Origin of the sequence: Kribbella sp. NPDC050124 (assembly GCF_044460355.1) — a bacterium.
Classification (GTDB): Bacteria; Actinomycetota; Actinomycetes; order Propionibacteriales; family Kribbellaceae; genus Kribbella.
The window spans coordinates 30,968-42,568 of sequence record NZ_JBITJU010000024.1 but is presented as its reverse complement, the minus strand read 5'-3'; the positions used below and the strand labels follow the sequence as shown (position 1 = coordinate 42,568).

At 66.1% G+C, this 11,601-nt stretch carries 11 protein-coding genes; 7 read left to right on the top strand and 4 right to left on the bottom strand.

Annotated elements, in window-relative coordinates; genetic code table 11:
* Positions 1-35 precede the first annotated feature (35 nt).
* The 7 genes from ACIBL3_RS37445 (at position 36) to npdG (ending at position 7,258) form a co-directional block, all read left to right on the top strand.
* Entirely contained in the window at positions 36-1,655 is a 1,620-nt protein-coding gene (locus tag ACIBL3_RS37445; protein WP_396358653.1) for an ABC transporter substrate-binding protein, read from the top strand.
* Positions 1,656-1,685: 30 nt separating this feature from the next.
* Positions 1,686-2,708: an ABC transporter permease gene (locus ACIBL3_RS37440; RefSeq protein WP_396358652.1), complete on the top strand. Its 1,023-nt coding sequence runs from the start codon at positions 1,686-1,688 to the stop codon at positions 2,706-2,708.
* Positions 2,705-3,559, top strand: a complete 855-nt coding sequence (locus tag ACIBL3_RS37435) for an ABC transporter permease (protein ID WP_396358651.1) — start codon at positions 2,705-2,707, stop codon at positions 3,557-3,559. The genes ACIBL3_RS37440 and ACIBL3_RS37435 overlap by 4 nt, the downstream gene beginning before the upstream one ends.
* Entirely contained in the window at positions 3,556-4,347 is a 792-nt protein-coding gene (locus tag ACIBL3_RS37430) for an ABC transporter ATP-binding protein (protein WP_396358650.1), read from the top strand. Before ACIBL3_RS37435 ends, ACIBL3_RS37430 begins: the two co-directional genes overlap by 4 nt.
* Positions 4,344-5,261, top strand: a complete 918-nt coding sequence (locus tag ACIBL3_RS37425) for an ABC transporter ATP-binding protein (RefSeq protein ID WP_396358649.1) — start codon at positions 4,344-4,346, stop codon at positions 5,259-5,261. Before ACIBL3_RS37430 ends, ACIBL3_RS37425 begins: the two co-directional genes overlap by 4 nt.
* Positions 5,262-5,405: 144 nt before the next feature.
* A complete protein-coding gene (gene ald, locus ACIBL3_RS37420; RefSeq protein ID WP_396358648.1) occupies positions 5,406-6,518 on the top strand; it encodes an alanine dehydrogenase in 1,113 nt (370 codons plus the stop codon).
* Between the two features lie 83 nt (positions 6,519-6,601).
* A complete protein-coding gene (gene npdG / locus ACIBL3_RS37415) occupies positions 6,602-7,258 on the top strand; it encodes an NADPH-dependent F420 reductase (RefSeq protein WP_396358647.1) in 657 nt (218 codons plus the stop codon).
* A gap of 153 nt (positions 7,259-7,411) precedes the next feature.
* Here npdG and ACIBL3_RS37410 read toward each other — a convergent pair whose 3' ends face one another.
* The 4 genes from ACIBL3_RS37410 to ACIBL3_RS37395 form a co-directional block, all read right to left on the bottom strand.
* Positions 7,412-8,488: a LacI family DNA-binding transcriptional regulator gene (locus ACIBL3_RS37410; protein WP_396358646.1), complete on the bottom strand. Its 1,077-nt coding sequence runs from the start codon at positions 8,486-8,488 to the stop codon at positions 7,412-7,414.
* A gap of 10 nt (positions 8,489-8,498) precedes the next feature.
* On the bottom strand, positions 8,499-9,533 hold the full coding sequence (locus tag ACIBL3_RS37405; RefSeq protein ID WP_396358645.1) for an ABC transporter permease: 1,035 nt from the start codon (positions 9,531-9,533) through the stop codon (positions 8,499-8,501).
* Positions 9,530-10,234 carry an ATP-binding cassette domain-containing protein gene (locus ACIBL3_RS37400; RefSeq protein WP_396358767.1) on the bottom strand — a complete coding sequence of 235 codons (705 nt, stop codon included), beginning with the start codon at positions 10,232-10,234 and terminating at the stop codon, positions 9,530-9,532. Before ACIBL3_RS37400 ends, ACIBL3_RS37405 begins: the two co-directional genes overlap by 4 nt.
* An 83-nt stretch (positions 10,235-10,317) precedes the next feature.
* Entirely contained in the window at positions 10,318-11,412 is a 1,095-nt protein-coding gene (locus ACIBL3_RS37395; RefSeq protein ID WP_396358644.1) for a sugar ABC transporter substrate-binding protein, read from the bottom strand.
* Between the last annotated feature and the right edge of the window lie 189 nt (positions 11,413-11,601).

The window sequence follows — 11,601 nt, the reverse complement described above, 5'->3', positions numbered from 1 at the left end:
GCCCAGTACGACCCGAGAAGAAGGAGATCGAACCGATGAAGTTGTCCGCGAGGCGCCGGCTCACGAAGCTGGCGATGGTCGTCGCAGCCTGCACGATCACACTTTCAGCGTGTGGACTCACCACTCCGCCCGGCAAGAGCGGGTCGAGCAACGGTGGTGCGGAAGTCATCGTCGGCTACGGGGACATCGACACCCTTGATCCGACGCAGTTCAAGACGAACACGGCAACGCTTGTCGTGGGCAACGTCTACGGCACCCTCTTCGCGCAGAAGTTCCAGGCGAAGGACGGGGTCCTCGTCGGCACCGCGGAGTACGCGCCGTCGCTCGCGGAGTCCGCGAACTACAGCGCCGACGGAAAGTTGTTGACCATCACGCTGAAGCCCGGTCTCAAGTTCGCCGACGGCAGCCCGCTGACGGCCGCCGACGTCGTCTACACCTTGCAGCGCTCGCTCTCCGATGTCGGCTACACCGGCATCTTTGCAAGCTACCTGCGCTTCACGAACGGTGCGAGCGGGGTGCGCGCCGCGAGTGACACGACGGTCGAGATCCAGACCAGCGGGGTCTCTCCCTTGCTCAGGAAGTTCCTGTCGTTCCAGACGTTCGGCATCCTGAGCAAGGCGGCCGCGGAGAAGGGCAGTACGAAGAAGTGGGCGACGGACTACTTCGCGAAGGGCGGCGTCTCGTCAGGTCCGTACAAGATCGAGGCCCGCTCCGAGGGCAGCTCGATCACGCTGGTGAAGAACCCTGAGTACACGGTGGCGAACCTGGCCGACGCGCCTGCCAAGGTGACGATCCAGAACCAGCCCAACGCGGAGCAGGCTTACCTCGCGCTGAAGAGCGGATCGATCGATATCGACCTGAGCGTGTCGCCGGATCTGGCCGCTCAAGCGGCGGACAACCGCGACCTCAAGGTCTACAAGGCGGCCACGGGCGACCTTGTGTACCTCGGGATGAATCAGACGACGCCGGCGCTGAAGGATGTCCGGGTCCGCCAGGCCATCTCGCACCTGGTCCCGTACCGCGCGCTGCGCGAGAAAGTCATGGCGGGTTTCGCCGGACCCGCTTACGGTCCTGACCCCTACCCGATGAACGGAACGCTCGACGGCTCCGGGACCAAGCAGGCGTACGACACCGACCCCGCCGCCGCGGCCGCCCTGCTCAGGCAGGCCGGCGTGTCGGGCCTCAGCCTGAAGATGACGGTGCAGGCGTCGGACGTCACCGCGGTGAAGTCCGCGACCTTCGTTCAGAGCGCCCTGGGCGAGGGAGGTATCACGGTCAAGGTCGACAAGCTGTCCGACGCCGACTACCAGTCCGCGGTCGGCGACGGGACCACGCAGCTGTTCATCGGCTCCTGGCACTCGTGGGGTGAGGACCCCATCTACCAGCTCAACTTCTTGCTGCGCACCGGGCAGTACACGAACTACGCCCGGTACTCCAGCAAGCAGGTCGACGGTCTGCTGGACGCAGCAATGAAGCTGTCCGGCGACGACGAGCGGTATGCGCTGGGCAAGCAGGCCCAGCAGATCGCCATCGACGAGGCACCGTGGGCGTTCATGTTCACCCGGGACATGATCACGCTGACCCGGCAGAACGTCGGCGGACTGACGAAGCCCGACGACCTGTTCCCGCGGTTCCAGTACCTCACCCTCAACTAGCCGGCCCGGAACGCGGAACGGAGGTAGCCGATGTTCAGGTTCATCGCTCGTCGATTGTTCACCGCGGCCATGAGCGTCTTCGGGATCGCGCTGGTCATCTTCGTCGTCACTCAACTGCTGCCCGGTGATGCGGCACGTGTCCGGGCCGGGCAGTACGCGACGCCGGAACAGATCGAGGCAATCCGTACCCAGTACGGGCTGGACCGGCCGTTGCCGACTCAGCTGTGGGACTACCTGACCGGCCTGGTCAAGCTCGATCTGGGCGAGTCGACGCGCACGGGTCAACCGGTACTGGGGGAGCTCCTGCAACGGCTTCCGACCACACTGGAGCTCAGTGCGCTCGCGCTGATCTTCGCTGTGCTCGCCGGCGCGGCGCTCGGCCTCGCGTCGTCGGCCTGGCGTGGTGGGATCACCGACGGTCTGGCCCGCAGCCTGACTGTGGTCGCGGCGTCGTCGGCGGCGTTCTGGATCGGGCTGCTCGCGATCATGGTGCTCTGCAACAAGCTGGGCATCTTCCCGAGTCCCACCGGACGACTTCCGCGAGGGTTCACGGCACCCGGCACGGTCACCGGCAGCCAGGTCGTCGATGCCCTCGTGAGCGGTGATCCGAGACTTGCTTTCGTCTCGCTGTGGATGATGGTCCTGCCGGCCCTCCTGCTCGCCGTACTCGCGGCACCGAGCATCGCCAAGACGTTGCGTACGGCGACGAATCGCGCGCTCGACTCCGACTTCACCCGAACAGGGCGCTCGTTCGGATACTCACGTCGCTCGATCCTCTTCCAGGACGGCGTCCGCAACGCACTGCTCCCGGTACTGACGAGCGTGGGTATCGTGACGGGCTTCCTGATAGGCGGCAACATCATCGTCGAGCAACTCTTCTCCTGGCCCGGAATCGGCCAGTACGCCTATGACGCGCTACAGGCACACGACCTGAACGCGCTGCGGGGCTTCGCCTTGCTGGTCGGAACCGGCTACGTCGTCATCAACATGACCATCGACGTGCTCTATACCATCGCGGATCCGCGCGTGGAGCTGGAGGGGCGTGCGGCATGAGTGCACTTCCATTGGCGATGCGCCGTGGCCTGGCAGACCGCGGATCGAGCCGAAGTCCTCGAGGCAACCTCGGGCTGATCGTCGGCATCACGATCCTGGTCCTGCTGTTCGTCGCGTCGATCGTCTCGCCGCTGCTCCTAGGAAGTGGTCGGGTCGCCGACGCGTCCGCGGCCGGCATGAGTCCGAGCTGGGACCACCTGTTCGGTACGGACCGCTACGGACGTGACGTTCTCGAACGCACGCTGTCGGCCGCCAGGATCGATCTCTCGCTCGCGCTGGCGGTCTCGGTGTGCGGTCTACTGGCCGGAAGCCTGCTCGGGTCGATCAGTGCCGCCATCGGCGGCTGGTTCGACGTTCTGCTGATGCGCATCACCGACATGCTCATGGCGTTCCCAGCCTTCGTCCTGGCGCTGATCATCACTGCCTCGTTGGGCAACAGCGCGACGAACGCGGCCGTGGGAGTCACGATCGCCTACCTGCCGCAGTTCATCCGGCTGACCCGAGCGCAGGCCTTGGAGGTTCGCGGCTCGGATTTCGTAGCGGCCGCGCGGGTATCCGGAACGGGCAGGCTGACAATCGCTCTGCAACACATCCTGCCCAATTCGTTCCGGGCGCCGCTCGCCCAGGCGTCGTTGATCGCCGGATGGGCGGTCCTCGACATCGCGGGCCTCTCCTTCCTGGGGGTCGGAGTGCAGCCACCGACGCCGGAATGGGGCGCGATGATCGCCGAGGGCGCAGGCGACGTCCTGCTCGGCCAGTGGTGGACGGCCTTCTTTCCCGGATTCATGATTCTGGTCGTCGCAGCGTCCTTCCAGCTGATCGGCGACCGCCTCGAGAGGATGCTGCGATGACCGAGATGCACCTCGAGGGCCTCACCGTGCAGACAGTGGACGGCCTGACGATCCTCGACGACGTGCGGTTCACGGTTCCGCCCGGTGAGATCGTCGGCCTGGTCGGGGAGTCGGGATCCGGCAAGTCGATGACCTCACTAGCCTTGACCGGTCTGCTGCCGCCATCGATGCAGGCCATCAGCGGCGAGGCCAGGATCGGTGCGGAGAGTTTCCTGCACAACGGGGTACGAGTCGGGAACACGTCGATCTCGTTGGTCTTCCAGAACGCACGCTCGGCTCTCAACCCCACGATGCGGATCGGGCACCAGTTCGGCCGACTGCTCCGGCACCTGGGCAAGGTCGAAGGCAAGGACGCAATCACTACCGAGACCGAACGCTGGCTGGCCGACGTCGGCATCGTGGACCCCGCCGGGGTACGCCGTGCCTACCCTCATCAACTGTCCGGTGGGATGAATCAGCGAGTGATGATCGCAATGGCAATGGCGACCGATCCCGAGCTCCTCATCGCGGACGAACCGACCACGGGTCTGGACGTCACCGTACAGGCACAGATCCTGCGGCTCCTGCGCCAGGTCACAGCGGGGTCGGATCGCCGCGTTCTGCTGATCACTCACGACCTCGGCGTGGTCGCCCAGATGTGCACGAGCGTCGTCGTGCTGTATGCCGGACGCGTCATGGAGGCAGGCCCGGTCGACCAGATATTCCATGCACCGACCGATGCTTACACGAAGGAGCTCATCGCGGCCGGAACCGCTGCGATGACTGTTCGGGCGAAGGAGTACCGATGACGACCCTTCAACTGTCGAGAGTGTCTGTCACGTATCGGCGCGGCCGCCGTACCAACCCCGCTGTGCAGGATGTGTCCTTCTCCGTCAGCGAAGGCGAGACAGTCGCGCTCGTGGGGGAGTCAGGCAGCGGTAAGTCATCGTTGGGCCGAGTCATGGCCGGCCTGCAGCGGCCGACGGCCGGAACGGTGCGATGGGAGGAGACACAGGCCTCGAGCACCGATCGGGTGATGCGCAGGACGCCGCGAGTTCAAATGGTGTTCCAGCATCCAGATCATTCGCTCAACCCGACCTGGACCGTTCGGCGCTCGGTCGCCGAACCGCTCGTGCGGCTGGGGGGTGTACGCCGCTACGAGCTGCGGTCTCGCGTTGCGGAAGCGCTACAGGAGGTCGGACTCGGCGACGAGTTCCTCGACCGCCATCCGAAGGCGCTGTCCGGAGGACAGGCACAGCGGGTGGCAGTTGCCCGCGCCATCATCTCGAGGCCGCAAGTAGTGGTGCTGGACGAGCCCACAGCCAGCCTCGACCAGACAGTCCGGACGCGCCTCCTTGCAACACTCATGGAGACGCAGACGACGACCGGCGCGGGCTATCTCCTGGTCAGCCACGACATGTCGAGCGTCCGCCGGATGTCGGACCGCATCCTGGTGATGTATCGCGGACGGATCGTTGAGCAAGGCAACGCGGCACAGGTGCTGGAGGCCCCACTCCACCCGTACACACGCGCCCTCATCGCGGCTGTTCCGCCTCCTGATCCACGGACGACGTGGGCTCCCGAAGAGTTCAGCATCGGCGCGGAGCGCGAGCTCACGTGCCAGATCGCCGGCAGCTGCGCGGAGCATGGCCAGGATCTGGTCGAGGTCGACGAGGGCCACTGGGTGAGGTGCAGCTGGCTCCTCACCGGCACAACCGGCTGACCCGCCGCTCCGCGGACACGCCTCTGGTATGCCGGTCAGCTTGACGACCGAGATCTGGCCGTCAGGTCGTCCAGCTCTGCCCGGATGCCGCGGCGGTGCTCGAAGAAACATGCACAGCAGCTACTCATTGAGGAGGAAGTCGCCATGAAGGTCGCCATTCCGGCGGAAGTCAAGAACCACGAGTACCGGGTTGCGATCACGCCCACCGGTGTGCACGAGCTCGTGTCCCGCGGGCACGACGTCATCGTGCAGGAGGGCGCCGGTGAAAGCTCTTCCATCCGCGACGACGAGTATGTCGCGGCCGGCGCGAAGATCGTCGCCGATGCGGACGAGGCTTGGGGCAGTGCGGACCTGGTACTGAAGGTGAAGGAGCCAGTGGCCGAGGAGTACCACCGGCTTCGTGACGACCTGCTCCTGTTCACCTACCTGCACCTGGCCGCGGACCAGCGGCTGACCGACGAACTGCTGACCAAGAATGTCACCGCGATCGCCTACGAGACAGTGCAGCTGCCTTCGGGTGCGCTGCCGTTGCTGTACCCGATGTCCGAGGTGGCCGGCTGCCTGGCGCCGCAGGTCGGCGCCTATGCACTGATGATGGCGCAGGGCGGCCGAGGCGTGCTGATGGGCGGGATCGGCGGCGTCGCGAACGCGAAGGTCGTCATCATCGGCGCCGGCGTCGCTGGTCAGAACGCTGCGAACGTCGCTCTCGGCCTGGGCGCCGACGTCACCTTGCTCGACACCGACCTCGACAAGCTGCGAATGTCGTTCTGGCGGTACGACAACCGGGTGCGCGGGCTCGCCAGCAGCAAGCTGGCCATCGAGCAGCAAGTCACGGAGGCCGACCTGGTCATCGGGGCCGTCCTGATTCCCGGCGCTGCAGCGCCGAGGCTGGTTTCCAACGAGCTCGTCTCGCGAATGAAGCCGGGCTCGGTCCTGGTTGACATCGCCGTGGACCAAGGCGGCTGCTTCGAGGACACCCATGCAACCACGCACGCCGAGCCCACCTACCAGGTGCACAACTCGACTTTCTACTGCGTGGCGAACATGCCGGGTGCCGTGCCGGCCACATCCACTTATGCACTGACCAACGCGACGTTGCCGTACGTCGTGGCGCTCGCCGACAAGGGCTGGGCAAAGGCCTGCCGCGACGACCGATCGCTGGCGTTGGGACTGAACACCCATGCGGGATCGCTGACCAGCGCCCCGGTCGCCGCGGCCCATGGCAAGTCGGCGGTCGAACTCGCACAGATTCTGTAGTGGCACGCCAACGGGTGCTCACGCACCCCGCAGTCAAAGGAAGCTGCGTCTCCGGGCGCATCGGAACGAGGGAGATCACGAGTTTGCGTACGGTTGCGGTTGTCGGGGGCACGGGGCCCCAAGGGAGTGGTCTCGCCTTTCGCTTCGCGATGGCAGGTCATGACATCGTCCTGGGCTCGCGCAGCGAGGCCAGGGCCGTCCAAGCCGCGGCGAGCCTGACGCGGAAGGGCGTGTCGGGAGCGGTGCGCGGCGCGACGAACGCGAAGGCGTGCGAGAGCGCCGACGTGGTCCTGCTCGCCGTACCCTGGCGCGGACAGGACGACCTGATCGGCGAGCTCGCGCCGCACCTGTCCGGGCGCGTTGTCGTCAGTTGCGTCAACCCGCTGGGATTCGACGCGCGTGGCCCCTACGGTCTCGATCTCGGACAGAACTCGGCCGCCGAACGAGTCCAGGAGATGCTGCCGGACGCTGCGGTCGTCGGCGCCTTCCATCATCTGTCGGCTGTCAGCCTGGCAACGGACGCGACTCTCGCCCACGAGGACATCCTTGTCTGCGGTGACGACGCAGACGCCAAGGCCACAGTGATCGAGTTGGCCAAGGCGGTCACCGGCAAGCCTGGCATCGACGCCGGCGCGCTGCGTCTGGCCAGGCAGCTCGAACCACTCACCGCGGTCCTCATCTCGATCAACAAGAAGTACAAGGTCCGCTCAGGCATCGCAGTAGCCGGGCTCGCACACTGACGTTCGCGACGAGAGCCGACCATCCGCCGATTTCGTCGATGAGGTCGGCGCGGAGCGTCGCACCTCCCAGGTCCACTCGATCGCTTGCTCCAAGCTGGAGGCGCCGACCGGCTTCTCGCTGGACCCTCGACCGGAACCATGACCCTGTGCCGATCAGGCTGATCGAGTGCGGCGCGCTCGGGACCGCGGTACTGCGGTGCTTCCCCGCACTACGAGTGAGGTCTCGACGACGGTCTCGTCAGGGCTTGCGCCAGGGTGGTCGATCCGGTGGACGGCAGCGTCGACTGCCGCCACTCCCATGAGTTCGGGATCCTGCCGCACCGTAGTCAGATCGACCGCCGATAGTCGCGCGATCGGTGAGTCGTCGAAGCCAGCGACGGAGACATCGTCCGGAACTCGTACGCCGTTCCGCAGTAGCGTCTGGAGGACGCCGACGGCTGCGTGGTCGTTCGGGGCGATGACCGCAGTCGGAAGAGCACGGCCCGCGAGGAGCAGCCCTGCTGCCTCGGAGCCTGCTTCCTCGAAGTAGCTCCCGGCGGTGTACTGCCCGGAGATCGAGTAGATGTCAGCGCGCAGACCGAGACTCTTGACCGCCCGCTCGTACCCGCGCCGCCGGAGGGCCGCCGGCGGCATGGCCGCGGGATCCACGTATGTGATCTGTTCGTGCCCGAGTTCCGCCAGGTAGCGCACCTCCTGGGCGATCCCTCGGTCGCCGGAGGACCGAACGACGTCGTAGTACCGGTTCCGCCGACCGTAACCGACATCGACTACTGGCACCGGGCTCCTCTCGGCAAGTGCCCGCAGGGCGGCGTGGTTCAGGTTGGATCCGATGACGATCAGCGCAGCACACCTGTGGCCGAGGAGTTCCTCCACCGCTTGGCGAGTACTGCGGGTGCCGGTCTGGGCGCTCAGAATGACGTCGTACCCACGCATTGCGGCGGCCGGATAGATCGCCTCCACAATCTCGAGTTCCGTCGAGTGAGCGGGCGCGAAGATCACGCCGAGGTCCCGGCTGCGGGCGCGGCGAAGCGACCTCGCCCCGATATGTGGACTGAAGCCGAGCTCCTTGGCTGCTTCGCGCACGCGCCGTCGGGTCTCATCGCTGGCCCCCGGAGCATCTCGCATGACCAGCGAGACCAGTTGCCGCGAGACTCCCAGGTGGGCGGCGATATCGGCCATCGTCGGAGGTCTCTGCCCTCGGTCGGTCGAATCAGCGGTGTCGCCGGTCATGAGACCTCCTTCACGTGCCTTGGCCGGCCAGCTTCTCCACCGGTTTGGTCTCTGTTGTCTCGATCTTCAGCATCGCTGCCTTTTGGCGGCGGTTTCGGTGCTCGATGGCCAGTTGGTTCAATGCCACCGCGATGATAAGTACGGTGCCCTTGACCACGAACGACCAGGACGGATCGATGCTGAGGGCAACCAGGGCGTTGTCGATCACGGCCAGGAAGACGACCGCGATGACGACGCCCAGGACGGCGCCCTCGCCGCCGGTGAACGCGACGCCGCCGAGGATCACCGCTGTGAGGATGGAGAGCTCGGAGCCGCGGCCTAGGTTCGCGTCAGCCGACTGCAGGCGGCTCGCCGAGAGGACGCCTCCCAGGGCAGCGAAGGCACCGTTGAGGCTGAACGCCCAGAGGACGATAGCGCGCACGTTGATGCCCGATGTGGCTGCCGCCTGTTCGTTGCCGCCGATGGCGTAGATGTGGCGGCCGACGCGGAACGCCTGCAGCAAGACCGCCGTGGCAACGGCCGCAATCGCCCAGACCCACACAGACGTGGGAATACCGAGCGGCCGGGCCTGCCCGAGCTTGGTGAAGGTGTCGGGAATGCCGCGGATTCCTTGGCCGCTGGTCATCAGCAGGTTCGCGCCGTAGATCAGCGTCAGACTGCCCAAGGTCACGATAAGAGGCGACACGGGAATGCGCCGGACCAGCAGACCGTTCAGTAGGCCGAGCAGAGCACCCGCGAGTACGCCGACGAGCATCGCAGCCCACCAGGGGAGTCCGGAGTCGACGCTGAGCCAGGCGCTCAGGATCCCACCGAATCCGTAGATCGAGCCGATGGAGAGGTCGACCTTCCCGAGGATCAGGATCACCGTCGTAGCGAGCGCCGGAATGGCCGTGAAGGATGCGTTGAGCAGGATTGCGCGCCAGTTGTCGAACGACCCGAACGTGGGCCGTTGCGCCGTGACATAGGCAGTCAGGACCACCAAGGCGGTGAGCAGTCCGAGGTTGCGGCCTTGTGAGTTGAGCAGTTTGCCGATGGCGCGGGTCACGGTTGATGCCTCGTTTCAGGGCTCGTTCCGACGAGGAGTCCGGTCATGCAGGACACGACCTCGCTGCGGTCCGTCCGGCTCTTCTCGGTGTCCAGCGAGATCTCGCCGAGGCGAAGGGCGACAACCCGGTCGGCTACGGCGAAGACGTCGTCGAGACTGTGGCTGATCATCACGACGGGCAGGCCGACGTCCGCAACCCGCCGTACCAGATCCAGCGTCGCCGCCGTTTGCTTCACGCCGAGGGCCGCTGTCGGCTCGTCGAGGATGATCAGGCGGGTGGCGGCCGACAGTGCCCGTGCGATGGCGATCGCCTGACGCTGCCCTCCGGAAAGCGATCTCACCGGCGCCTTGAGGTCCCGGATGTGACCGCCGACGTCGTTCAGCAGGTCGACCGCGTCACGCCGGGCTCGGGCGTTGTCGAGGAGGGCGAACGGGCCTCTCCCGCGCACGCGTTCCGCGCCCAGGGTGACGTTCGCTACCGCGTCCAGGTTGTCGCACAGTTGGAGGTTCTGATGGACGGTCGCGATGCCGGCATCGCGGGCAGCCTGTGGAGTGAAGTGCTCGAGCCTGCGGTCGCCAAGCCAGATCTCTCCGGTGTCGGGCTCCTGGAGTCCGCTGATGATCTTCACCAGAGTGCTCTTGCCGGCGCCGTTGTCGCCCACCAGGCAAGTGACCTGGCCAGGCGGGACGCTCATGCTCACGTTGTGCAGAGCGCGAACGCCGCCGAACCACTTGCTGACGGCACGGACTTCGATGTGCTGGTCGGACCTGAGTAAGGATTCAGTCACTGGAAGGCCTTGCCGATCGCATCCCCACTGCTCAGCTTGACGGTACTCGTCTGGATCAGCTTCGCGAAGCGGTCCTGGTTGGCCGGGTCCAGCGGGGCGTCGGCCCACTTCCGGTACTCGGCGAGGTTGTCCGCGGTGACCGGGGCGCCGAAGACACGGGCCGTGGGCGGAACGTCCTTCTTAGCGATCGCGTCCATCGCGAAGCGTGCACCCTGGGCGGCCCAGTACGGAATCGCGTAGCTCCAGCTGAGCTGGAACACGGTGTGCTGCTCGAGGAGCTTCTGTCCCTCGGGCGTGGCGTCGTAGCCGGTCAGCAGGAACTTGTTCGGATCGGTCTTGCCAGCCTCCTTGATCGCCTGGAAGGCACCGACCGCGGCATCGTCGTTCACGCTGACGATCGCGTCCAGTTCAGGGTGCGACTGAATCAGGTTGCCGCCGGCCTTCGCGCCCATCTCCGGGGTGTACGCATCGACGGGATCGACGAACTTGACCTCGGGGCAGATCTGGTGGATCTGCGTCTGCGCGTTCTTGGTCCGCGGCTGGAACGCGGGGATGGTCACCGTGGTCATGAACCCGACGGACCCCTGGCAGGCATGCTTCTCCTTCAACCAGTTGCCGACGAACTTGCCGACCTCGAAGCCGGGGCCGCTCTGGTCCTGGTTGAAGTTCACGGACGCTCCGGAGATGGGAGAGCCGCTCATATTGACGACGGCGATCCCCTTGTCGGTGGCGTCCTTGAACGTCGACTCCCAGCCCGACATGTCCACGTTCGTGAGCATCAGCGCGTTGACTCCCTGCGCGATGTACTGCTCGGTCAGACTCCGCTGTTTCGCGGGGTCGCCGTCCGCGTTGGCGACCTGGAACTTCACGCCCTTCTCCGCCAGGGTCTCCTTCGCGATGCCCTGGAGGACGGATTCGACCTGCTGTACGGCGGGCGCGACCCGGGCCACGATCTTGCCGTCGAGGGAGTCGCCGGACGCGGTGCCGGAAGCGGCGGGGGAGTCTGATCCACACGCCGCGAGTGATACTGTCGCGAGGGCAGCAGTCGCTGCGACGCCGGCCCGAGCGAACCGCGGGCTTGTGAACCTCATGGGATAGTCCCCTTCCGCGACGCGCCGGCTGTCGCCACCCGTCCGGCCGCGTCGCCGACTGCTTGAACTCAGGAAATGTGGCGATGATCACCAGTAACTAGCACGAGCTAGTCGATGTCAAGAGCTCAGTCCATACCCGATCGAGGACGCGCGTAGCACGTGCTAGTTCGCCGCGCTGGCTGAGCTCTT